The sequence below is a fragment of the Mycolicibacterium sp. XJ662 genome (assembly GCF_053484035.1).
Genome location: NZ_JBEFTL010000008.1, coordinates 52,205 through 76,750, shown reverse-complemented (window position 1 = coordinate 76,750; position 24,546 = coordinate 52,205). Strand labels below are relative to the sequence as shown.

17 protein-coding genes are annotated in these 24,546 nt (G+C 67.8%); 3 read left to right on the top strand and 14 right to left on the bottom strand.

All coding sequences use genetic code 11. From position 1 onward, the window contains the following. Window positions 1–3 precede the first annotated feature (3 nt). Window positions 4–2,421, bottom strand: a complete 2,418-nt coding sequence (locus tag ABQE93_RS19770; RefSeq protein WP_448409948.1) for a phosphoketolase family protein — start codon at window positions 2,419–2,421, stop codon at window positions 4–6. Between the two features lie 69 nt (window positions 2,422–2,490). Here ABQE93_RS19770 and ABQE93_RS19765 point away from each other — a divergent pair, with 69 nt between their 5' ends. Beyond that, complete coding sequence (locus tag ABQE93_RS19765; RefSeq protein ID WP_448410063.1) at window positions 2,491–4,839, top strand: CaiB/BaiF CoA-transferase family protein; 2,349 nt, start codon at window positions 2,491–2,493, stop codon at window positions 4,837–4,839. Next, a complete protein-coding gene (locus tag ABQE93_RS19760) occupies window positions 4,839–6,308 on the top strand; it encodes an acetyl-CoA acetyltransferase (RefSeq protein WP_448409950.1) in 1,470 nt (489 codons plus the stop codon). The genes ABQE93_RS19765 and ABQE93_RS19760 overlap by 1 nt, the downstream gene beginning before the upstream one ends. A 3-nt stretch (window positions 6,309–6,311) precedes the next feature. Here the strand turns inward: ABQE93_RS19760 and ABQE93_RS19755 are convergent, their stop codons facing one another. From ABQE93_RS19755 to ABQE93_RS19700, 12 genes are all read right to left on the bottom strand, one after another. After that, window positions 6,312–6,929, bottom strand: coding sequence for a hypothetical protein (locus ABQE93_RS19755; RefSeq protein ID WP_448409952.1), 618 nt, complete (start codon window positions 6,927–6,929; stop codon window positions 6,312–6,314). A 3-nt stretch (window positions 6,930–6,932) separates the two neighbouring features. Next, entirely contained in the window at window positions 6,933–8,138 is a 1,206-nt protein-coding gene (locus tag ABQE93_RS19750; protein WP_448409953.1) for an NAD(P)/FAD-dependent oxidoreductase, read from the bottom strand. A gap of 11 nt (window positions 8,139–8,149) precedes the next feature. Further along, window positions 8,150–8,920, bottom strand: coding sequence for a DUF72 domain-containing protein (locus tag ABQE93_RS19745; RefSeq protein ID WP_448409954.1), 771 nt, complete (start codon window positions 8,918–8,920; stop codon window positions 8,150–8,152). Further along, a complete protein-coding gene (locus ABQE93_RS19740; protein ID WP_448409955.1) occupies window positions 8,917–9,564 on the bottom strand; it encodes an HhH-GDP family DNA glycosylase in 648 nt (215 codons plus the stop codon). Before ABQE93_RS19740 ends, ABQE93_RS19745 begins: the two co-directional genes overlap by 4 nt. 141 nt (window positions 9,565–9,705) lie before the next feature. Then, the gene (gene lon / locus ABQE93_RS19735) at window positions 9,706–12,039 is read right to left on the bottom strand and encodes an endopeptidase La (RefSeq protein ID WP_448409956.1); all 2,334 of its coding nucleotides are present in this window, start codon (window positions 12,037–12,039) and stop codon (window positions 9,706–9,708) included. 215 nt (window positions 12,040–12,254) lie between these two features. Next, complete coding sequence (locus ABQE93_RS19730) at window positions 12,255–13,259, bottom strand: esterase family protein (protein ID WP_448409957.1); 1,005 nt, start codon at window positions 13,257–13,259, stop codon at window positions 12,255–12,257. Window positions 13,260–13,451: 192 nt separating this feature from the next. Next, the gene (locus ABQE93_RS19725; protein ID WP_448409958.1) at window positions 13,452–14,705 is read right to left on the bottom strand and encodes an alpha-hydroxy acid oxidase; all 1,254 of its coding nucleotides are present in this window, start codon (window positions 14,703–14,705) and stop codon (window positions 13,452–13,454) included. A gap of 5 nt (window positions 14,706–14,710) precedes the next feature. Beyond that, window positions 14,711–16,108, bottom strand: a complete 1,398-nt coding sequence (locus ABQE93_RS19720; RefSeq protein ID WP_448409959.1) for a mechanosensitive ion channel domain-containing protein — start codon at window positions 16,106–16,108, stop codon at window positions 14,711–14,713. Then, complete coding sequence (locus ABQE93_RS19715; protein ID WP_448409960.1) at window positions 16,105–18,282, bottom strand: adenylate/guanylate cyclase domain-containing protein; 2,178 nt, start codon at window positions 18,280–18,282, stop codon at window positions 16,105–16,107. The genes ABQE93_RS19720 and ABQE93_RS19715 overlap by 4 nt, the downstream gene beginning before the upstream one ends. 65 nt (window positions 18,283–18,347) lie before the next feature. Further along, window positions 18,348–19,625, bottom strand: coding sequence for an alpha-amylase family protein (locus ABQE93_RS19710; protein WP_448409961.1), 1,278 nt, complete (start codon window positions 19,623–19,625; stop codon window positions 18,348–18,350). Next, window positions 19,622–20,101 carry a nucleoside deaminase gene (locus ABQE93_RS19705; RefSeq protein ID WP_448409963.1) on the bottom strand — a complete coding sequence of 160 codons (480 nt, stop codon included), beginning with the start codon at window positions 20,099–20,101 and terminating at the stop codon, window positions 19,622–19,624. Before ABQE93_RS19705 ends, ABQE93_RS19710 begins: the two co-directional genes overlap by 4 nt. Window positions 20,102–20,111: 10 nt before the next feature. Beyond that, the gene (locus ABQE93_RS19700) at window positions 20,112–21,794 is read right to left on the bottom strand and encodes a tetratricopeptide repeat protein (RefSeq protein ID WP_448409964.1); all 1,683 of its coding nucleotides are present in this window, start codon (window positions 21,792–21,794) and stop codon (window positions 20,112–20,114) included. A 76-nt stretch (window positions 21,795–21,870) separates the two neighbouring features. Here ABQE93_RS19700 and ABQE93_RS19695 point away from each other — a divergent pair, with 76 nt between their 5' ends. Then, a complete protein-coding gene (locus ABQE93_RS19695) occupies window positions 21,871–22,500 on the top strand; it encodes a PaaI family thioesterase (RefSeq protein ID WP_448409966.1) in 630 nt (209 codons plus the stop codon). On the opposite strand, the gene ABQE93_RS19690 is transcribed toward ABQE93_RS19695, so the two are convergent. Then, the gene (locus ABQE93_RS19690) at window positions 22,472–24,457 is read right to left on the bottom strand and encodes an FUSC family protein (protein ID WP_448409968.1); all 1,986 of its coding nucleotides are present in this window, start codon (window positions 24,455–24,457) and stop codon (window positions 22,472–22,474) included. The two genes, ABQE93_RS19695 and ABQE93_RS19690, sit on opposite strands and share 29 nt — an antisense overlap. Between the last annotated feature and the right edge of the window lie 89 nt (window positions 24,458–24,546).

Genomic DNA, 24,546 nt, shown 5'->3' with positions numbered 1-24,546 from the left:
ATCCTACCGGGCGGTTTCGCCGCGGGCGTCCTGGGACAGCGACGGTCCGGCGAAGTCGGGATCCCATGTCCAGTCGGCGATCGCCGGGTCGTCCTCGCCGTGTTCGCGGGTGTAGCGGCGGGCGGCCAGCCGGGCGTCGACCATCTGCTGGCGCAGCACCGCGGCGCGCCCGGCCAGCCCCTCGACCCGGTCGATGACGTCCATGACGAGGTGGAAGCGGTCGAGGTCGTTGAGCATCACCATGTCGAACGGGGTCGTCGTGGTGCCGCGCTCCTTGTATCCGCGCACGTGCAGGTGTGCGTGGTTGGTCCTGCGGTAGGTCAGCCGGTGAATCAGCCACGGATAGCCGTGGTAGGCGAAGATCACCGGCTTGTCGGTGGTGAACAGCGCGTCGAACTCGTGATCGGAAAGTCCGTGCGGGTGTTCGGTTTCGGGCTGCAGCCGCATGATGTCGACGATGTTGATCACCCGTACCGCCAGCTCCGGCAGTTCGCGGCGCAGGATGTCGGCGGCGGCAAGCGTCTCCAGCGTCGGGATGTCACCGGCGCAGGCCAGTACGACGTCGGGCTCGCCGGTGGTGCTGCTGGCCCAGTCCCAGATCCCGAGTCCGCGGGCGCAGTGGGCGATCGCCTCGTCCATCGTCAGGTAGGTCAGCCCCGGCTGCTTGCCTGCGACGATCACGTTCACGTAGTGGCGGCTGCGCAGACAGTGGTCGGCCACCGAGAGCAGCGTGTTGGCGTCCGGCGGCAAATACACCCGCACCACCTCGGGACGCTTGTTGGCCACGTGGTCGATGAAGCCGGGATCCTGGTGCGAGGCGCCGTTGTGGTCCTGACGCCAAACATGGGATGTCAGAAGGTAATTCAATGAGGCGATGGGCCGCCGCCACGTCAGTTCCCGGCTGCTGGACAACCATTTGGCGTGCTGGTTGAGCATCGAGTCGATGATGTGGACGAACGCCTCGTAGCAGTTGAACAGCCCGTGTCTGCCCGTCAGCAGATAGCCCTCGAGCCAGCCCTGACACAGGTGCTCGGAGAGCACTTCCATCACCCGGCCGTCGGGGGCGAGGTCTTCGTCATCGGGGCCGGTCTCGGCCATCCACGCCTTGTCGGTCACCTCGTAGACCGCCGACAGCCGGTTGGACGCGGTTTCGTCGGGCCCCATGAGCCGGAACCTGTCCTGGTTGCGCGCGATCACATCCCGCAGGAACATGCCGAGCACCCGGGTGGCCTCGGCGGTTTGGCTCGCCGGCTCGTCGACGTCCACGCCGTAGTCGGCGAACGCCGGCAGGTCCAGATCCCGCAGCAGCAGACCGCCGTTGGCGTGGGGGTTGGCGCCCATCCGGCGCGACCCGCTCGGAACGAACGCCCGCAGTTCGGGCCGCAATGCCCCGTGCTCGTCGAACAGTTCGTCGGGTCGATAGCTGCGCAGCCACGACTCCAGCTCCGCCATGTGTTCGGGGTCGGTGCGCGTCTGTGCCAGCGGAACCTGGTGGGAGCGCCAGGTGTCCTCGACCTTTTTACCGTCGACCTCTTTGGGTCCGGTCCAGCCCTTCGGGGTGCGCAGCACCACCATCGGCCACAGCGGCCGGCCCGGCTCACCGTCGAGCCGGGCGGCCCGCTGGATCGCCGCGATCTGGTCGAATGCCTCGTCGAAGGCGGTGGCCAGCTGCTGGTGCACGTTGGCCGGGTCGTCACCGGCGACCGTGATGGGCCGGTACCCGTAGCCGAACAGCAGCGATTCGAGCTCCTCCTGCGGAATGCGCGCCAGCACCGTCGGGTTGGCGATCTTGTAGGAGTTCAGGTGCAGGATCGGCAGCACGGCACCGTCGGTGGCCGGGTTGAGGAACTTGTTGGCATGCCAGCTGGCCGCCAGCGGACCCGTCTCCGCTTCACCGTCGCCGATCACGCAGGCCACGACCAGGTCCGGGTTGTCGAACGCGGCGCCGTAGGCGTGCACCAACGCGTATCCGAGTTCACCGCCCTCATGGATCGAACCGGGCGTCTCGGCGGCGACGTGGCTGGGCACCCCGCCGGGGAACGAGAACTGGCGGAACAGTTTTCGCATCCCGTCGGCGTCCTCGGAGATCTGCGCATAGACGTCGCTGTAGGTGCCCTCGAGGTAGACGTTGGCGAGCAGCCCCGGCCCGCCGTGACCGGGCCCGGTGATGTAGATCACCGAGAGATCGCGGTCACAGATGATGCGGTTCAGATGCGCGTAGATGAGGTTGAGCCCGGGAGTGGTGCCCCAGTGGCCGAGCAGGCGCGGCTTGATGTGTTCGGCGGCCAGCGGCTCCCGCAGCAGCGGGTTGTCCAGCAGGTAGATCTGGCCCACCGACAGGTAGTTGGCTGCGCGCCAATAGGCGTCGACCAACGCCAGCTCGTCGTCGGAAAGGGTGGGGGAGAGCGGCTCAGCGGTCATGTTCCGGCAATGGGTACCCAACACACCTGGGAAATAACCCGATCGTGACCAACTACGCTCACGGTCGTGCTGGGCGAACGGGTGCGACCGCTGGCGCCGTTGCGGGTGCTGGACCTGGGTGGCGCTGACTCCGATGCCGTGGGCCGGTTGTTCGCCGACCTCGGCGCCGACGTGCTGAAGATCGAACCTCCCGGCGGTGTGGAAGGGCGCCGCGAAGCGCCGAGCGTGGCCGGCGCCAGCGTGCGGTTCGCACTGCACAACGCCAACAAGCGCAGCGCGGTGCTCGACGCCACCCGTGCCGCGGACCGCGACCGCCTCATCGGGCTGGCCGGTTCGGCCGACATCGTGATCGACAGCGGCAACCCCGGGATGGCGGCCGCGTTCGGCACGTCGTGCGCCGCGCTGTCGCAGCGGTTCGCGCACCTGGTCGCGCTGTCGGTCACCGACTTCGGCACCGCGGGACCGCGCGCGGCGTGGCAGGCCACCGATGCGGTGCTGTACGCGTTGTCGACGGCGTTGTCGCGGACCGGCCCGACGACGGGCACCCCGGTGCTGCCGCCCACCGGTGTGGCGTCGACGACGGCCGCGGTGCAGGCCGCGTGGGCCGCGCTTGCCGCCTACTTTCGCCGGTTACGCGACGGCAGAGGCGATTACATCGACTTCTCCCGCCTCGAGGGTGTGCTTCAGGCACTGGATCCGCCGTACGGCTCTGAGGGGCAGGCCGCCGTCGGCCGCAAACCCACCAGCGAGCTGTGGCGGGGGCGGCCGCGAAACCAACAGATCTACCCGATCTTCGCCTGCCGCGACGGCTATGTGCGCATCTGTCTACTCTCGCCGCGCCAGTGGCGCGGCATGTTCGGCTGGCTGGGCGAACCAGAGCAGTTCGCGGGCCCCGAGTTCGAGACGATCGCGGCGCGCTACGCGGTGTCACGGGAGCTCAACGCCGTCATCGCCGACTTGGTCGAAGACCAGACGATGAACCAGTTGGTGGCCGAAGGGCAGGCCCGCGGGGTACCGATCGCCGCGGTTCTCACCCCGGCACAGACGCTGTCCTCCAACCACTTCCGTGACGTCGGCGCACTGACCAGCACCGAACTGGCGCCCGGCGTCGACGTTGTCGTACCTGCCGGGCCGTTCGTCGTCGACGGCAGCCGAGCCGGGCTCACCCGGCCGGCACCGGCGCCCGGCGCCGACGATGCCGTCTGGGCCGCCGACACCACAGCACGCCCGGAAAGCGGAGGCGCACCGGTGCGCCGGCCGTTTGAGGGGATGCGCATCCTCGACCTCGGTGTCATCGTCGCCGGCGGTGAGCTGGGCCGGTTGTTCGCCGATCTGGGCGCCGAGGTCATCAAGATCGAAAGTGCGGCGTATCCCGACGGCCTGCGCCAAGCCCCGCCGGGCATGACGATGAGCAGGTCGTGGGCGTTGACGCACCGCAACGAGTACGGCCTCGGCCTGGATCTGCGCCACCCCGACGGCGCGGCCGTGTTCGCGCGTCTGGTCGCCGAGTCCGACGCGGTGTTCGCCAACTTCAAACCCGGAACGCTTGCCTCGCTTGGGTTCTCCTATGAAAGGCTGCGGGAGATCAACCCGGCCATCGTGCTCGCCGAAAGCAGCGCGTTCGGAGCGACCGGACCGTGGAGCGCCCGAATGGGCTACGGCCCACTGGTGCGCGCCACCACCGGCGTCACGTCGCTGTGGACATCCCCGGACGCCGGGCCCGGCGAGTTCTACGACGCCACCACCATCTTCCCCGACCACGTTTCGGCGAGGATCACCGCGATCGCGGCGCTGGCCGCGCTGATCCAGCGCCGCCACACCGGAATCGGTGCGCACGTGCACATCTCGCAGGCCGAAGCCGCGGTCAACCAGTTGGCGACCGTGTACGCCACCGCGGCCGCCCGTGCCGCGGGCCTGCCGGTCGACGACGACACCGCCGTCCACGGCGTGTATCCGTGCGCGGGCGACGACGAATGGTGCGTGGTGTCCGTACGTACCGACGCCGACCGCGCCGCACTGGCGACCGTCGTCGGAGACGGCGAGATAACTAACGTCGTCGGAGACGGTGACGTGGCGGCGTGGACCCGGACGCGCGACAAGACCGACGTCGCGAACACCCTGCAGCAGAACGGGATAGCGGCGGCGCCGATGAACAGGGCGATCGACGTCCTCACCGATCCGCAGGTGCAGTTCCGCCGCCCCTACACCGACATGGAACATCCGTTGTTCGACGCGCCGATGCCGACCGAGACCGGTCCGGCGCCGTACACCAACATCGCGCCCGCGCAGCTGCGGCCCGCCCCGATGCCGGGGGAGCACACCCGCGAGATATGCCAGAAGGTGCTCGGTTTGACGTCCGAGGACATCGACCGGCTCCTCGCGCAGGGCGCACTTTTCGCACATCAAGAAAGGCCATGATGGACCCCAGGACACCCGTGCTCGTCGGCTACGGCCAGGTCAACCAGCGTGAGAACGACCCGACCGTGGAGCCGGTCGACCTGATGGCGGCCGCCGCCCGTGCGGCAGGTGATCCCCGGCTGCTCGAGGCCGTCGACTCGGTGCGGGTGGTCAACCTGCTGTCGTGGCGGTATCGCGACCCGGGACTTCTTGTCGCCCAGCGCATTCGGGCCGACAAGGCCAGCACTCGATACACCGGCATCGGTGGGAACGTGCCGCAGTCGCTGGTCAACCAGGCGTGTCTGGACATCCAGGGCGGCCGTGCCGACGTGGTGCTGATCACCGGCGCCGAGACCTGGCGCACGCGCTCGCGGCTGCGCGCCGAGGGCACCAAACCGGACTGGACGCGGCAGGACGAGTCGGTGCCCGCGGCCGAGGGCGGCGACGAGAGCGTGCCGATGGCCGCACCCGCGGATATGCGGATTCACTTGGACCGGCCGGCCTACGTCTATCCGATGTTCGAACAGGCGCTGCGCATCGCCGCCGGCGAGACACCGGATGTGCACCGGCGCCGCATCGGTGAGTTGTGGGCGGGGTTCTCCGCGGTGGCGGCGAACAACCCGCACGCCTGGAGCCAGCAGGCGCGCTCGGCCGACGAGATCTGGCAGCCCTCTGCCGGGAACCGGATGGTCAGCTGGCCCTACACCAAGTTGATGAACTCCAACAACATGGTGGATCAGGGTGCGGCGCTGATCCTGGCCTCCGCCGAAAGGGCAAGGCATCTGCAGGTTCCCATCGAACGCTGGGTGTTTCCGTATGCGGGCACCGACGCCCACGACACCTACGCCATCGGTGAACGCGCGGAGTTCTGGGCCTCACCCGCGATTCGGATCGCCGGGCGGCGCGCGCTGGCGCTGGCCGATATCGGCGTCGACGACGTCGACGCGGTCGACGTGTACTCGTGCTTCCCGTCGGCAGTGCAGGTCGCGGCCAATGAGTTGGCGCTGCCGCTCGGCGACCCCGACCGTCCGCTCACGGTGACCGGTGGGCTCACGTTCGCCGGCGGCCCGTGGAACAACTACGTCACCCATTCGATCGCCAGCATGGCCGAGCACCTGGCGGCCCACCCCGGGCAGCGCGGCCTGATCACCGCCAACGGCGGCTACCTCACCAAGCACAGCTTCGGCGTGTACGGCACCGAGCCGCCGCCACACGAATTCCGCTGGGAGGACGTGCAATCGGTGGTGGACCGTGAACCGACGAGGACGTCGATCGTCGAGTGGGAGGGCGTGGGCACCGTCGAATCGTGGACCACGCCGTACAGCCGCGACGGGGAACCCGAGAAGGCGTTTCTCGCGGTACGCACCCCCGATGACGCACGTGTGCTCGCCGTCGTCGCCGATGCCTCCGAAGCGGCCGAGACGGTGCGCGGCGACATCGCAGGCGCCAAGGTGGCCGTCAACTCCGACGGGACGGCGACGCTGCGGTAGGGGTCATGGCGCCGTGGGCGGAACCTCGGTGTAGCGCGGCGCGAACCCTTCGGCGGAGAACGTGAACCCGTTGCCGCTGGCCTCGCTCATACACGACACCCCGGAATCCTGCACGTTGCAGCGGAACCCGGCTGCGTTGAGGATCTTGTTGAAGTCCAATACTTCTGCCGCATCGGAGTCGGTGGCCGCCAGGGAGAACTCGGGCTCGTCGAGCGCGACGAACCGGGCCTCGCCCTCCCGTTCGACCACGACGGCGTTGGGTGTCGCATCCTCGCCTGACGCGTCGGGTACCGATGTGGGTGCGCCGGAGATGCCCATGTCCGATGCCCAGCCCGTCGCCGACTGGCAGCCGGCCTTGACCCGCGGCACGATCGCGCAGGCCCACCGCCCGCTGGGGGTGGTGAAGTAGTAGACGGCCGCGCCGTCCGGATGCGCGACATAGTCGAACGCGTCCACCAGATGCTGACTGTTCGGCGCGGCAGGCGGTGGGGTCGTCGTGCTGGCCTGCGTGGTGGGCGGGGGTTCGTCGGTGTTGACGATCCGTCCTCCCGAGCAGCCCGCGCCGGTGACGGTGAGCGCTGCTGCCAACAAAGCCCAACGCGCAGTGTTTTTGGTCCCCATGCGTCAGCCGGCGCCGATCCGCTCCGGGTTGATCGGCTCACGCGATTGGATCAACGCCTTGAGGTCGTCGAGCCCCTCCCAGATGTTGACGTTCATCCCGGCGATCACCCGGCTGTCCGCGTCGAACCAGAACGCGGTGAATTCGCGTCCGGCCACGTCGCCGCGGAACGCCACCCTGTCGTATTCGGGGGCGTGGCCGACGTATTCCATTCCGAGGTCGTACTGGTCGGTGAAGAAGTAGGGCAGCTCGGCGTACTCGGCGGGTCTGCCGATCATCGCATCGGCGGCGATGGCCGGTTGCTTGAGCGCGTTCGCCCAGTGTTCGGTGCGGATGCGCACACCCAGCAGCGGATGTTCGGCGGCCGCGATGTCGCCGACGGCGTAGATGTCCGGGTCGCTGGTGCGTAGCGACGAATCGACCTGCACGCCACCGTCGGCGATCGCCAACCCGGCGGCCTCGGCGAGTTCGATGTTGGGCGCCGCGCCGACGGCGATCAGCACCCGGGCGGCGGCGACGGTGGTGCCGTCGCTGAGCTTCAGGCCGGTCGCGGCGCCGTCGGCGACGGTGATCTCCTGCACGGTCGTCGACAGCCGCAGATCCACGTCATGCTCACGATGCAGGTTGGCGAACACTTCGCCGAGTTCGCGTCCGAGCGCGGCCTGCAGCGGCGCGCTTGCGGTTTCGACCACGGTGACGGCCGCCCCGTGCTCACGTGCCACCGCGGCCACCTCGAGGCCGATCCACCCCGCGCCGACGATCGCCAGCGAAACACCGTCGCCCAACGCCGATTTGAGCGTGTCCGCGTCGTCGATGGTGCGCAGGTAGTGCACACCGGCCGCATCGGCGCCGGGGATGGGTGGTTTGCGGGAGCGCGAACCGGTGGCCAGCAGCAGCTTGTCGTAACGCACCGCATCGCCGTCGGGCAGGGACACCGTGTGCGCGGCGGTGTCGATACCCGTCACTTCGGTGCCCAGTTGCAGTTCGATGTGGTGGTCGCGGTACCAGCTTGCCGGCGCGACGGTGAAGTCGCTGAGCGATTTCTTGCCCGCCAGGAAGTCCTTGGACAGCGGAGGCCGCTCGTACGGCAGCTGCTCCTCAGCGGCGAATAACTTGATGTGACCATCAAAGTCTTTGTCCCGCAATATCTCTGCAGCCTTGGCTGCGGCGAGACCACCGCCGACAATGACGATCGTGGACGACGTTGTCATGCCACACGAGCTTACTCCCGGTGCATGATGGCGGGGGAGTCGGTGTCGGCGTCACCGGTTCGAGCCGTCAGCTCTTTGAGCAGCCGCGCATTTCGAATGGCGTGCCCGCCGAGGTCGTTGTTGAAGTAGACGACCACCCGCTTGCCCTTTGCGTCCCAGTCCAGGACGCGGTCGGCCCAGCGCCACAACTCATCGTCGGGATAGGAGCCGGCATACATCGAGTTCTGGTCGGGGCCGTGCATGCGGACGTAGACCAGCTCGGCCGTCGCACGCGGCACGCACCGCAGACCCGCGCCGCTCATCACCACATACGCCGCGTTGTGGCGTTCCAGCAGGGCATACACGGCGGGGTCATCCCACGAGGGATGACGCAACTCCATCGCCACGGGGATCCGGTCGGGCATCAGGCGCAAGAACGTGTCGAGAAGTTCGTCGTCGCGCTCCAGCGCGGGGTGGGGCTGGACCAGCAGCGCTTCGGAGCGGTCGCCGAGCGCGGTCCAACAGCGCTCGAAGCGCTCGATCCACGGCTCCGGCGACCGCAGCCGGCGGTAGTGGGTCAGGCCGCGCTGGGCCTTGACCGACATTGTGAAGCCCTCGGGCAGCCGCTCACGCCAGCCGGCGAACGCGCTGTCTTTGGGCCAGCGGTAGAAGCTGGCGTTGAGCTCGACGGTGTCGAACTCCTCGACGTAGCGGGCCAGTCTTTTGGCCACTGGCAGACCCGGCGGGTAGAGCACATCGGCCCAGTGCGCATAGGACCACCCCGACGTGCCGATGCAGATCATCGCGACGACGAAACCTTTTCGCGCAGTTCATCGTCCAGCGATACCCGGACCAGCGCGGCCGCCAGTTTCGCCGTCGACCGTGGCGCGAGCGCGGCAAGTTCGTCGGCCTTGCCCGGCAGCCCCAGCTTGCGCGCGCCGTCCTTGGCGCGCTTGTCGAAGTAAGGCCGCGCCCACGTCCAGATGTCCTGCGCCTCGCGCAGGAAGATGTCGGCTCCGGTGTCGCCGATCCCCTTGAACTGCTTGAGAAGTTCGGCCGCGGTGCGCACATCGCCGTCGGCCTCGGCCGCCAACCGCCGCAGGTCGCCGTGGTATTCGTCTTGGACCGTCTGAGCGATGTCGGTGAGCCTGTCCGCCGAACTCTCGTCGTAGCGCACGTAATGCGCACGGCCGAACGCGCGAATCATCTGCTGACGATCCGCGTCGAGCACCGCGTCGGGTTTGCGCAGTCCGTCTGCGAAGAGTTCGCGGGCCGCGCTCACCGCGATCTCGGCGTCGATCGGCTTGCTGGCAAGCATGCACAGGACCAGCAGTTCGAACAGCGGCATCGGCTGGTCCTTGAGCCGGATCCCCGCCTCTTCGGCGTAGGTGGTGCCGGCGTGCTCCAGCAGGCTCTGGACCAGTTGCTTGCGGTCAGAGGTACCCATTTGCGCTGACGTACCCGCGCCGGGCAGGTGACAAACGTCCGCAAGCCGCGCTCACCCCTGAGCGCGAGCAGACGCAGAAGGCCCCAAATTGTCAGCCGGAAAGGGCCTTCTGCGTCTGCTCGCGGTGATATGCGGGCCGGGTCAGGCGGCTGAGGCTTCGGCCTCCTGCGCGGGCACCAGGGCCTGCGCGATGATGTCCGCCACGTCGGTCATCGGCTTGACCTCCAGCGTGTCGAGCACGTCGGCCGGGACGTCGTCCAGGTCGGCCTCGTTGCGCTGCGGGATGAAAACCGTTGACAACCCGGCCCGTTGCGCGGCCAGCAGCTTCTGCTTGACGCCGCCGATCGGCAGCACCCGGCCGTTCAATGTCACCTCACCGGTCATGCCGACGTCCGAGCGCACCTGGCGCCCGGTGACCATCGACACCAGCGCGGTCACCATCGTGACACCGGCCGACGGACCGTCCTTGGGCACCGCGCCCGCGGGCACGTGCAGGTGGATCCGGCGCTCCAGCGTCTTCGGGTCGACGCCCAACTGATCAGCGTGCGAGCGCACATAGGACAGCGCGATCTGCGCCGACTCCTTCATCACGTCGCCCAGCTGACCGGTCAGCTTCAGGTCCGGTTCGCCCTCGGTAGCGTTGGCCTCGATGTAGAGCACGTCGCCGCCCATCCCCGTCACCGCAAGGCCGGTCGCCACGCCGGGCACCGCGGTGCGCTCGGCCGACTCCGGCAGGAACCGCGGACGGCCAAGGTACTCAACGAGATCGGGCTCGTCGATGACGACCACACCGGGTTCGGTGGCCAGTTTGGTCGCGACCTTGCGCATCATCTTGGCCAGCAGCCGTTCGAACTGCCGCACACCCGGTTCGCGGGTGTAGTCGGCGGCGATCTTGCGCAGCGCGTTCTCTGTGACCTCGACTTCATCCATGGTCAGCGCGGCACGTTCGCGCTGCCGGGGCAGCAGGAAGTCCTGCGCGATGGCCAGCTTGTCGTCGGCGGTGTAGCCGTCGATCTCCACCAGCTCCATGCGGTCCAGCAGCGCCGACGGGATGTTCTCGATCACGTTGGCGGTGGCCAAAAACACCACATCGGACAGGTCCAGATCCAGGTCCAGGTAGTGGTCGCGGAACGTGTGGTTCTGCGCCGGGTCCAAGACCTCCAGCAGCGCCGCCGCCGGATCCCCTCGGAAGTCCGAGCCGACCTTGTCGATCTCGTCGAGCAGCACGACGGGGTTCATCGAACCCGCCTCGCCGATCGCGCGCACGATACGGCCGGGCAGGGCGCCGACGTACGTGCGCCGGTGACCGCGGATCTCGGCCTCGTCGCGCACGCCGCCCAGGGCGACGCGGACGAACTTGCGGCCGAGCGCACGGGCCACGCTCTCACCCAGCGACGTCTTACCGACGCCGGGCGGGCCGGCCAGCACCATCACCGCACCCGAGCCTCGGCCGCCGACGATCTCCATCCCGCGCTGAGCGCGACGCGCCCGCACGGCCAGGTATTCGACGATGCGGTCCTTGACGTCGTCCAACCCGTGGTGGTCGGCGTCGAGAATCTCGCGCGCCCCCTTCAGGTCGGCGCTGTCCTCGGTCGTGACGCTCCACGGCAGGTCCAGCACGGTGTCCAGCCAGGTGCGGATCCACCCGCTCTCCGGGCTCTGATCGCCGGCGCGCTCCAGCTTGCCCACCTCACGCAACGCCGCCTCGCGGACGTTGTCGGGGAGGTCGGCGGCCTCCACGCGGCTGCGGTAGTCATCCGATCCGTCGGGTTCACCCTCGCCGAGCTCCTTGCGGATCGCGGCGAGTTGCTGGCGCAGCAGGAATTCCTTCTGCTGCTTTTCCATGCCCTCGCGGACGTCCTCGGCGATCTTGTCGGTCACCTCGACCTCGGCGAGGTGCTCACCGGTCCAGTCGATCAGCAGTTTGAGCCGCTCGGCGACATCGGGTGTCTCCAGCAGCTGACGCTTCTGCACCTGCGTCAGGTACGAGGCGTAACCGGCCGTATCCGCCAGCGCCGACGGGTCGCTCAGCTGGTTGACGAAGTCGATGATCTGCCAGGCTTCCCGACGCTGCAGCATGGCCAGCAGCAGCTTCTTGTACTCGCCGGCCAGCGTGCGCGCCTCGTCGGTCGGCTGCGGCTCCTCCACTTCGGTCACCTCGACCCACAGCGCGGTGCCCGGGCCGCTGGCCCCGACGCCGATGTGTGCACGGCTATTGCCGCGCACCACCGCTGCGGTGCCGTTGCCCCCGGCGATGCGGCCGATCTGCACGATCGAGGCCAGCACACCGTAGGTGGGGTAGCGGTCCTCCAACCGCGGCGCGATCAGCAGTTCGCCCGGACCATCGGACGCGGCCGCCCTAGCTGCTTCAATGGCCGCGCGTGCGGCATCGTCGAGTTCGATCGGCACCACCATCGACGGCAGCACGATCGGAGTGCTCACGAACAGCACGGGCACTGTCTTGGCTTCAGCCATCACACCTCCAAAGTTCAGTCAGATGGACTCAACCTTGGCCAGGCCCGGTTTGTTCCCGCCGGAGCGCGCTCATTCTGTTCGCGAGACGTACACCAGGGCTGTGAATACCACCGATCGAACGACCCTGGTGTACGTCTCGCGAAATGCCGCCCGCCCCACAGAAGGCAGGGAGCCTGCCGTTCGGGGGTTACGGCAGGCTCCCTGTGTGGGGTGGATTAGACGGCGCCGGAGGCTCCGAGCACCCGCTGGATGTCGGGCTTCATCTGCTCGAGCTGCTGCCCCCAGTAGCCCCAGCTGTGCGTGCCCTGCTCGGGGAAGTTGAACACACCGTTGGTGCCACCCGCGGCGACGTAGTTGTCGCGGAAGGTGATGTTGGTGCGCAACGTGAACCCTTCGAGGAACTGCGCGGCCATCAGGTTCTGGCCGGCGGCGCCGGAGTCCAGATCCGACGGGGTGCCGGTACCGCAGTAGATCCAGAGCCGGGTGTTGTTGGCGACCAGCTGACCGATGTTGACCATCGGGTCATTGCGCTTCCACGCCGGGTCCGTCGAGGGACCCCACATGCTCTCGGCGTTGAAGCCGCCCGCATCCTGCATCGCCAGCCCGATCAGCATCGGCCACCAACCCTCGGAGGGGTTGAGGAAGCCCGACAGTGAAGCGGCGTAGATGAACTTCTGCGGGTGGTAGATCGCATACGTCAGCGCGCTGCTGCCGGCCATCGAGATGCCGACCACCGCGTTGCCGTTCTGCGACACGCCCCGGTTGGCCTCCAGCCAGGCCGGAAGTTCCTGGGTCAGGAACGTCTCCCACTTGTAGGTGTAGTCCTGGCCGTTACCCCGTGACGGCTGGTACCAGTCGGTGTAGAAGCTGGACTGACCGCCGACCGGCATGACGACCGACAGCCCGGACTGGTAGTACCACTCGAACGCCGGGGTCTCGATGTCCCAGCCGTTGTAGTCATCGCGGGCGCGCAGACCGTCGAGCAGGTACACCGCGTGCGGCCCACCGCCCTGGAACTGCACCCGGATGTCGCGGTTCATCGCCGCGGAGAACACATCCAGGTACTCGACGGGCAGACCTGGCCGGGAGAACGCGTTAGCGGTCGCCGACCCCCCGACGATGCCGGCCAGACCGGGCAGGGTCGCCGCAGCCACGGCGGTCACCGCCAAACGGCGCAACAGTTTGGTTCTGGTACCTCGGTACCTCTTTAGAAACTTCATAACGGCAACCAACCCACCTTTCATCGCTTGTTACAAAGCAATTGCCGTCGCTTTCCTGCGTTATGAAACACGCCTCCCGGCCCGGTCGACGCGTGCAACACTCGGTTGCCACATCGCGGTTGGCTAACGATTACGACTCGCCTCGGACTCAAGGACCGCCGATATGTCGTGTGACCAGTGAGAAAGTAGTGACTAGTGTGACGACGGCGCATGGGCGGAATCGCCACGCGAGAACCGGTGCAGCTGGGTCACGTGGCGTGGGCCGAGTTCGTCCAGCGACGTCACACCAAGCAGCTTCATTGTGCGGCTGACCTGCGACGACAGGATCTCGATGGCGCGTATGACGCCGGCCTCGCCACCGGCCATCAGCCCGTAGAGGTAGGCCCGACCCACCAGCGTGAAGCGGGCGCCCAGCGCTATCGCGGCGACGATGTCGGCTCCCGACATGATCCCGGTGTCCAGCAAAACCTCGGTGTCGCCGCCGAGCTCACGTGCGACGCGCGGCAGCAGGTGGAACGGCACCGGGGCGCGGTCGAGTTGGCGGCCGCCGTGGTTGGACAGCACGATCCCGTCGACGCCGAGCTCCACGACCGCGCGCGCATCCTCCAACGTTTGAATTCCCTTGACCACCAAGCGGTTCGGCCACTGCTTCTTGATCCAGGCCAGATCCTCGAACGTGACGGTGGGATCGAACATGGTGTCCAGGTATTCGGCGACCGTGCCGGGCCAGCGGTCCAGCGACGCGAACGCCAGCGGTTCGGTGCTCAGCAGGTCGAACCACCAGCGGGCGCGCGGTACCGCGTCCAACACCGTGCGCAGGGTCAACGTCGGCGGAATCGACATGCCGTTGCGGGTGTCGCGAAGCCGCGCACCGGCGACCGGAACGTCGACGGTGACCAGCAGCGTGTCGTAGCCGGCCGCGGCGGCGCGCTCCACCAGCGCCATCGACCGGTCCCGGTCCTTCCACATGTAGAGCTGAAACCAGTTGCGGCCGTGTGGGTTAGCCGCCTTGACGTCTTCGATGGACGCGGTGCCCAACGTGGACAGCGCGAACGGGATGCCCGCCGCGGCTGCGGCGTGGGCGCCGGCGATCTCACCTTCGGTGTGCATGAGCCTGGTGAACCCGGTCGGGGCGATGCCGAACGGCTGGGCCGCCGCGGCGCCCAGCACGGTGCGGCTGGTGTCGATCGTCGCGACGTTACGCAGGATGGTCGGATGAAACTCGATGTCGCGGAACGCTTGTCGGGCCCGGGCCAGCGACAGCTCGTCCTCGGCGGCGCCGTCGGTGTAGTCGAACGCCGCCCTGGGGGTGCGTCGCTTGGCGATTCGGCGAAGGTCCTCGATGGTCAGCGCGGCGTCGAGCCGATGCTTGATCCGGTTGCGCGTGGGTCTGCGGAACTGCAGCAGCGGGGCAAGTTCGCGGGGCCGGGGTACGCGTCGCCTCATCGGGCTCAGTCCTGCGCGGCCAATGCCTTGCGCAGGTTGGTGCGCCGTTCCTCGATGGCCTGCCCGATGTCCTGTAACAGCACTGGTCGGCGCGCGGCCAGTTCCTCGATGGCCTGACGTTCGACCTGCAGTGCGGTGACTTCCTCGAGCGCACGCGCCGATGCGGTGACGGGTTCGCGCGTGAGGGTGGTCTGCCCGAGGAAACCACCCTTTTCCAGGGTGGTGACCGTGGTGACGGTGCCGTCGTCTGCGGTGGTTATCAGCCGCACCCGTCCCTTGACGATGAACGTCATGTTCGTGGGGACGTCACCGGCGTACTGGAGGTACTCATCGGAGCCGTATCGGACCAGGCGGACGTGGGGGAGCAGGCTTTGTTGGTCGTCGTGGCTCAGCCGCAGGGTCGGCGCGATGACCCGCAGCGATGCCTCGATCCGCTCCGGTGTCTCGAACTCGTCTTCGGCCTCGTCGAAGTGCAGGCCCGCACGACGCGACGCGTACCAGACCCACCGCCGAAACAACGGCTCGGCGGTGAAGTCGTCGGCCGGCGTGCGTAGCGGAATGCAGGTGGTGTACGACAGCGCACCCGTGCATGTGCTGGACGGCTGCGCACCGTGGCGCAGCTGCGGCAGCATTTCGGCGACCCGGTTGAGCATCGCGATGACCTCGTCGGGTGCGTCGTCGACCGAGAATACGGTGTTGACGTACAGCGCATGGGTACCGGTCGGCCGGCTCAGGTTCGTGAAGGACGCTGCCGCCAGCACCGAGTTGGGCATGATCAGAAGACCCTCGCCGGTATCGATATGCGTTGCTCGCCAGTTGACTTCGACAACGCCACCGCGACCCGACGGGGTATCGATCCAATCGCCCAACTGGAACGGCTGCTCGAAGAGCACCAACAGGCCCGAGATGATCTGGCCGACCGAGTTCTGCAGGGCCAGACCAAGCACGATCGATGAGACCCCGAGCGCGGCGAACAGGCCACCGACGTTCGCACCCCAGATGTAGGCGAAGATCAGCCCGACGCCGAGCGCGATCAGCACGAACCGGGCGACGTCGAGAAAGATCGACGGTATGCGTTTGCGCCAGGTGCCTTCGGGCGCCCCGTGGAACAGCGTGGCGTTGAGCCCGGAAAGCAGCAGCAGCAGCACCACGAAGCCGAACACCGTCGCCACAATCCGCACCGAGGTCGCCTCGTTGGAGACCTGCATCGCCTGCACCAACAGAATCAACAGCGCGGCCAGCGGCAGGATGTAGTTGCGTAGCAGGTGAACCGGGCGCGCGAGGTGGCTCCCGCGGCGATGCAATGCGTTGTGAAGTTCGGTGAGGATGACCAGACAGATCGGGAAACCCACCGCAACACCGACGGCCCACCAGAACCACGGTGCCTCGAAAACGCTTCTCACGGCTGCTGCTCCGAGAGCCGCCAGATGGGTTGTTCTTCACCGTCGACGGTGATCACACCGGCGGAGGTGAACTCGCGGCTGTCACGCATCGCCTCGTGGACCCGTGACGTGACATACACGCCGGGTTGCGGTGAGCCGCTCTGTACCTGGTAGGCGAGGTTGACTGCCGAACCCCACATGTCGTAGGCGAGCGTGGATCGGCCCACCAGACCACTGGAAACCGTGCCGGTGTCGATACCCGCACGCAATCGCAACTCGTGGCCGGTCTCGAGATTGAATCTGTCGATGGTGCGGTGCATTTCGGCGGCGAAGTCGATCGTGCGCCGCACGTTGTCCAACCGTGGGACGCTCAGGCCACAGCTGGCGAGGTAGCCGTTGTGCAACGTCCGTACGTGTTCGACACCCAAATTGTCTGCAGCAGCGTCGAATTGACGTGTTAGCGTGTTGACGATCGTCAGCAGCTCGTCAGAATTCAGTTGGTCGCCCAACTCATTGAGCCCGATGATGTCGGCGAAGATCACGGTGACGTTCTGGTGGTCCAGCGCGATCGTCTCCTCACCCTCCCGATAGCGCTGTACCAACTGTTCGGGCATCAACGACAACAGCAACCGGTCGTTTTCCCTGCGCTGCTCGGCCAGCAACTCTTCTTTGATCGTCAGGTTGCGGCTCATATCGTTGAATGCGGCGGTGAGATCGCCGAATTCATCGTGGGACTGCACCGGCAGCGTCACACGGTAATCGCCGGCGCTGATCTGTTGGGCGCCGGCCTCCAGGCGTCGGATCGGTCTGACGAACAGCCGCGCCAGCAGCATCGCGGCGATGCACACCACGAAAATGATGATCGTGGTCGATAACACCAGGGTGCGGGTGAATTCCGCCACCGGGGCGAACGCCTCCGATGTGTCGATCTTGGTGATGATCGCCCAGTGCAGTCCCGGCAGGTCGACCGGTGCGTAGGCCTGCAACGTCGGGTGACCGAGGTAGTCGTCCTCGATGACGGTACCGGTCTGCCCGCGCAGCGCGCGCTGTGCGGAACCAGACGCCACCGGTTGCACCAACGTGGTGCCGCCCTTGCGAATCGACTCGGCGGCCACCGCCGGGGGTGTCCCGGCCTCGATCACATCGCGCTGGAACTGCTCCGGATCCTCCAGAAACAGGCGCGAGTCCGAGCGCATCAGGTCGTCGGTTCCGACCAGGATGGTCTCACCGGTCCTGCCCATTCCGGCGGCCTCCCATTGCCGGTTGGCGGTCATGGCCCGATTGATCTTGGAGACCGGAAACTGCAGGGCCAGCACGCCTTCCACGCGGCTCTTCGGACCTACTGGCGAAACCATCCATGCCGTGGGTTCGTTGTTGGACGGCTGATATTCGTCGAAGTCGGTGACACCGACGTAGTCGATCGCGTTCGAAGCCAGCGCGTCCGAGTAGGCCTCACGCAGGTTGTCTTCCCGGTACGGCCCGGTGAGGATGTTGGTGCCCAGATCCACACCCTTGTACGCGCTGTACACGACGTTTCCGCGGGTATCGAGCAACAGCGCGTCCTCGAACTGGAAACGCGTGACGATCTCGCGGAAGTAGTTGTTGAACCGGGCGTTGGCCGCCGACCATGCGCTGCCGTCGCGGGCGTCGTCGAAGGCGATTGCCTTGTCCCAGTCGTCGAACGGCGCGGTGTAGTGGGCCTGCAGATACTTCTGCGCGTTGGACGTGGGCAGCAGGGCATCGACATCGACTTTGCTACCGGCCTCGTCCTGTTCGAGGTTCCCGAACTGCTCGGTGTAATAGTCGACGATCGACTGCCACTGTGGCGGCGCGATGGTGGCATCGCTCAACTCGTCGAACCCCGCGGTGAATGCCTCGACGGCCGCAACGGCGGTCTCGCCGCGCGTATAGACGATCAGCGAACCCCTCAGATCCGAGAATACGCTGCTCAGCAGCCTCGTCTGCGCGGCGCGGACCTCGGTCAGACGGTCGAACACCGAAGCACGCAGCGACGACCTCCCCGATTCGTAACCGATGGCTCCCACCACTGCCACCGACAGAATGCTGGTCACCAGCAACATCAGCAGCAATTTGGACTGGATGCTGATCCGGGAGAACAGGCGCCGGCGCAGGCGTCGTGGTCGTCGCCCGCGCTCCGCCGGGTTTGACTCTTCCTGCTCAGTCGTTTTCGCCATTGAATTCGACACCCTAGCGAAAAAGACGTGTCACCGACGTTCCTGTCGGCGAATCGTTGTTTTTCTTAGACGTTTGGGGCGACGACGAGCCAACCGTGCGGCTCGATTTCGGTCTCGGCAATCGTGTCGAGCGGACGCGCACCGGATCCGGCGACGATGCGGCCCGAACCGAACCCGATTTCGGTCATCACGACCCGAGCCGGGGCGTCGTCGATGTTGAGCGCGACCACCAACGTGTCGTCGCCGTTGCGGGTTTCGTACACGTACTGCCGGTTGCTCAGGTGCAGCGCCGACGTGCGCGCGTTGTGCAGCCAGGGATGTCGTCTGCGCAGCCCGATCAAGTGCTGATGCAGCCGGAACACATCGTGGCCGTGCTCGTCGGCGGTCGGTGCGGGGCCGAATTCCGGTCGCACCGCGTCGTCACCGCCGAACCGCTCCTCCTTGACGCCGGAATAGGCGAATTCGTCACCGGCGTACACGCTCGGGGTGCCCCCGGTCGTGAACAGCAGGACCAGCGCGTGTTCCAGATGCCCGGTGTGCTCGAGCTGGCTGGCGATCCTGGTGACGTCGTGGTTGCCGACGAACGTCAACGGGACGAAGGTATCGAGGAATTCGTTGTGGCGCAGCAGCGCCCAGTCCAGTTCGTAGAAGTTGCCGTCGACCAGAGCGCTCCAGATCGCCTTCCACAGCTCGTACTGGGTCACCGAATCGAAGCGCGCCTGCTGCACCATCTCCGCGTAGTCGCCGTGGATCACCTCTGCGAGGAACCAGGCGTCGGGATACGCCGCGCGGACCTGCGGCAGCACCGCGGCCCAGAACCGGTCGGGCACCGCGTAGGCGGCGTCCAGGCGCCACCCGTCGGCGCCGCGCCCCAGCCAGTGTGTGAGCACGTCGACGGTGTAGGAGATGACCTCGGGATTGTCGTGATCGAGGGCGATCAGGTCGCCGTGGCCTTCGAACGTGTCAAAGCCGTTGGCGCCCCGGCGGAACCATTCGGTGCGCGCGAAATCGGCTGCGACGTGGTTGAACACGCCGTCGAGCAGGATCCGCAGCCCGCGGCTCTTGGCCTCGGCGACCAGCGCGTCGAAGTCGGCGTCGTCACCGAGCCTGGGGTCGATGCGGTAGTGGTCGACGGTGTCGTAGCCGTGGCTGCGCGAGGCGAACACCGGTCCGAGCGCGAGCCCGGAGGCCCCGAGTTCGATGGCGTGGTCGAGCCAACCGGTCACGCGGCGCAGCCGGTGTTCGTCGGGGCCCGGCGCCGGATCGACCGGATACGCGCCGACGAAACCCAGTGGATAGATCTGCCACCAGATCACGTGCTGGACCCAGCCCGGCTCGGTCACGACCGGTACTTCGCTTCGTAGAGCGCCTTCATCGTCTCGGTGAACTCCGCGACCGGCCCGTCGGCCCGCACCCCGGGAGCGACGGTGGTGATCGGCAGCGGCGCCACCGGCGACGGCGGTGCGCCCCACTCCTTGAGCCAGCCGCTCAGCTGCGCCGAGGACGTCGCGTAGACGATGCGGTCCAGGCCCACCCAGGCGTGCGCGGCCGAGCACATCGGGCAGTGCTCACCGGAGGTGTAGACGGTGGCCCGGGCGCGTTCGGCGGGGGTGAGGTTTTCGACGGCCCAGCGCGCGATCGCGAACTCCGGATGGCGGGTGTGGTCGCCGTCCTTGACCCGGTTGCGGTCCTCGAACCGGGTCTGGCCGTCGGCGTCGACCAGGATCGAGCCGAACGGCTCGTCGCCGTTGTCGAGCGCCTCACGCGCCAGCTCCACGCAGCGGCTCAGGCGGGCGAGATCGTCGTCGCGCAGTGCCATCGACCGCAGTCTACGGGGCGCTGACCTCCAGACGACACGCACATGAGGCCGCGATCGGGACGTCTGCGCGCGCCATGGCCAGCGCCAACTGCTGACCGATGATCGTGGCTTCGTCGGTTCGGCCCAGCCGCTGCAGGCATTCGTGGTAGCCGTGCAGGCTCCACACGTTGTTGGGGTGCTGGCAGGGCCGCGGCAGGGTGCGATCGAGCCCGAGGTCGGCGGCGTACACGCTGGCCGCCCGTTCGACGTGGCCCTGTTCGAGCAGCAGGGCGCCGTAGGCGTGCCGGGTCGGCTGCATCCAGCCCCACGGTTCGTCGTAGGGCAGCGCGTCGTCGAGCGTGATCGCGGCCTCCAGCCGTGCGAACGCTTCGTCGAATTCTCCGTCGCGGTAAGCGATCTCACCGGCGAGCATCTGCGAGGCGATCGCCAGGATGTCGAGCACGGTGTTGTTGAACAGATAGCGGGTGTCGGGGATGCGACCGTACGCGCTCAGAAACGCGTCGCGCTCGGCGTGGGCCGCGGCGAGATTTCCCCTCACCGCGTGGGCCACGCCGCGGCCGTAGTGGATGGTGGCCGCGGTGGAGCAGTACAGGTCGAGGTCCTGCGGCAGCCGGTGGGCGATCAACTCGTCCCAGCGGCCGAACCGCACCAGCGCGTGGACGCCCAACGGCACGAACGCCTCGAGCCAATCGGCCATCGGCGGGCTTTCGATCCGCAGCAACTCGGGCGTCAGCTGAGCGGCGAGTTCGTCGGCGGCGGCGAAAGCGGCGCGCGAATTGCCTTCCAGCATCGCCGAATACACGATGAAGTGCAGGTTGTGGGCGCGGTAGAGGGAGTAGAAGTTCAGCGGCCCCTCCCGGTCGACGAACTGCCGGTCGACCCGCGCGGCTGCCGAGTTGGCAATTACCGAGTCCCGGTAGTTGCCGCACAGCACGTCGATGTGGCTGGGCATGTGCAGCAGATGGCCCGCATCGGGCACCAGGTCGCGCAGCAGGTCCGCAGCGGGCAGCGCATCCTGCGGGTTGGGCGACATCTCCATGGTGTGCAGGTACAGGTGCAGGATGCCGGGATGTTCACGTCCGGCGGCGCCGGCCAGCGCGCGGTCGAGGATCTGTTTGGCCGCCAGCACCCGCGAGCCGACGGCCGGTTCGCCGGTCCTGGTGTCCCACAGCGCCCACGCCGTCACGTTGACCAGCGCGTCGGCGGTCAGGGCCTGCACGTCGACGTCGTCGGGATAGGTGTCGCCGAGTGTCTGCATCGCGTCGGCGTAGGCCGCGCCTCCGGCGCCCAGCGCCTCGGCGTCATCGGGATCGGCGGTGGGAAACCGTTTCTGCAGTGCCTCGATCAGCGCGCGTTCGACGGGCGCAGCGCGGCCGTCGGCGGCCAGCCCGAGTTCCGTTCTGGCCCTGGCCAATGACGTGGCGGCGTCGACGGGGTCGAACGCGTCCCAGCCCTTGTTGTAGTTGGGCCCGACCGAGTACGCGATTCCCCACCGCGCGATGGCCAGGTCGGGGTCGAGAGCCAGGGCGCGCTCGAAGCACCTGATGGCCTCTTCGTGGTTGAACGCGTAGGCCCACACCATGCCGCGGTCGAACCACGTCTGGGCCTCCGGCACGGCGGTGTCGGTGGGCCGGTGATAGCCGCCCAAGTCGTAGTAGGGCTCGGGGTGGGCTTTGGTGGGAGCCGGGGTCATAAGGCACGGTAGTTCAGCCGCGCGGCGGCGGCACGCTGATTCGACAAGCCGCTCTAGAACGTGTTCTAGTGCTCCAATGGTGGAGTTCACCCATATCGGCGACGTCTCCGCAGCCGAGATCGCGCAGCTGCGCGAGGTCTATGCGCCGCTCGCCGATTCCGTCAGGGAACTGGTCGACGCGACGATCCGCACCGAGGTCGACGCGCAGACGGTGTCGACCGTCAAGGCGCAGATCGATGCGGCCACCGCGCAACTGCGGTCGCAGCAGTGCGACGGAGCGTTCGGGGTTCGCTACACCACCGACGGCGACCGCATGGCGTGGGGCAACCCGGTGATCGGCATCCGGAATCCGTTCGCGCCGCCGCTGGTGGTGCACCGCGACGCCGACGGGCGCGTGCACACAGACTTCGACATGGGCGCAGCCTACGAAGGGCCGCCGGGTCACGTGCACGGCGGCATCGCCGCGCTGGTGCTCGACCACCTGCTCGGTGAAGCGGCAGCCGACGGGATGAACCCGCGCTTCACCGGCACCATCACGCTGCGCTACCTGCGCACCACCCGGCTCGGCCGGTTACACGCGGAGGCCAAGATCACCCACAGCGAGGGCGTCAAAACCTATGCCACAGGTTATTTGGCCGATGCCGAGGGTGTGACCGTGGAAGCCGAAGGGGTGTTCATCACACCGAAGTGGGCTCGCGAACAGTAGCGATGCTCGACAGGCTGCGGGTGATCGTGGCGATCTCGGCGACGAGCACGCGGGCCGCACCGTTGTCGGCGGCCAGGTCAGCGGCCCGGTCCCGCACCTGCTGGTTGGCCGCGGTGAGCGCAGCCAAATCGACCGTCCACGGCGCGGCCGGACTCGGCGGCGCGCCGCGCAGCGCATCCACGTAGTCGTCTACCGCCGCGACGAATTCCGCTGGCACGTTGGCGAGCGGCTGCGGCGGCAGGCTGGCCTCCAGCGCGGTACACGCGGCGGTGACGGCGTTGAGCGCCGCCCGGTACGAACGCAGCCACCGGCGCAGCTCGGGGGAGTCCAGCCGCGCGGCGCCGGATGCCGCTTCGAACGAAGCGCGGGCCCGGAAGGCCTTCTGCCACGCCGCCGACACCGCCTCCGCGGGACGGTCGAGTTCGTGCACGAAAGCCTTGATTATCGTTGTAGCGTAGTCGATCTCGGTCTTCAGCAGCTCACCGGAACGTTGCCACAGCCGGATCAGCGAGTGGTCAGGAAACGATACGTGCGCCACCACGGCCAACCCGCCGCCGATGACCAGGGAGAACAACCGGTCTTCGACGGTCGCGCCCGACGTCGCCGAGCCGATGTCGAGCAGGAACACGACGGCCCCGGCCAGTGCGGCGCTGACCGCGAGGTAACCGAACCGGCTGACCCCGTAGGTGATCGCGATGAACAGCGTCGCCAACACCGCCGCGACATACCCCGACGGCTCGACCAACAGCGTGATCGCCGACGTCAGCACGACGCCGGCCGCGATGCCCGCGATGCGCCCGATACAGCGGGTGTAGGTGTGCGCGGTCTCCGGGCGCAGCACCATCAGGACCGTCAGCGCCGCCCAGTACCCGTGGTTGACGGGGGCGAAGCGGTCGGCGGCGATGCCCGCCGTGACGGCCGCCGACAACCGCACGGCGTGGCGCAACACCGGTGACGTCCACGTCAGATGGTCGCGCATCAGGTCCACCGCCTTGCGGACCGGGCTGATCAGGTCGGGTCGGTACAGGTCGGGGAACCGCAGTTCTGCGGCCTCGTGCAACTGCTGGGAAAGCCGTTGCGCGGTTGTGGCTTCCGGTCCGGTGGTCATCGACACCGCGGTGTCAACGCGGACGAGCGCGTGCTCGGCATCGCGGCGCGCAGTGCGTTTGTGATCCGCGATCGCGTCGAGCACGGCCGCCGCGGAGCCCAGCGTCTGTGACACCTCGTCGCGCTCGCCGTCGGAGGAGCCGCGGAACGCGCGCAACGTGGTCATGATCCGCTCGGGCAGCCGGTGCCCGCCGAGGTAGGCCTTCGGTCGCCGGCTGGCCTGGGTGTCCATGAAGGCGTCGCGCAACGACGGTGACAGCGCCGCGTCCAGCGGCGCCGCCCGGTCAGCGGCGACCTGGCGGGCATCGTCGGCCAACGACCGGTAGGCAGTCGACAACGCCTCCCGTTGGGTTCGCCACCGCTGCGGTGGCCACACGGCGATCAGCGCCGCCTGCAGACATCCCGCGGCGACCGTCAGCACTGTCGGCACGAGCACCGAGGACACCGAGGGCGCCACCGGTGGTGCGACCACCAGCAGCGCGCTGGCGGCCGCGCCCACCAGACCGGCGTTGCCGCCGAGCGCCCACTGCAGTCCAGCGACGAAACACCACAACGCCACCGCCACGACGAACAACACGTTGTAGGCGCCGGTCAGTGCGCCGAGCAGCACGGCGCCGCCCATCTGCAACGAGACCGTGATGACCAACGGCACCCGGCCGCCGGGGCTGTCCTGCAAAGCGATCGCGCCGGCGATCGCAGCGGCCCCCGCAGCCCACACTGCGGCCGCGCCGGAGTCCCACAGCAGCGCCACGACCGCCACCGCGATGACCCCGAGCAGGCTGCGCACAACCGCCCCGATGTCCGGCGACGTCGGCCGCAGGGCTTCGAAAACCTTGGGCCCGGTGGTCACCTCCCCATTCTGACGCCTAACAGGGCGGTATCGGTGGACTACACGCGGTCACCGTATCCGGCCTGGACGCGAAGATATTTCGGTCACGC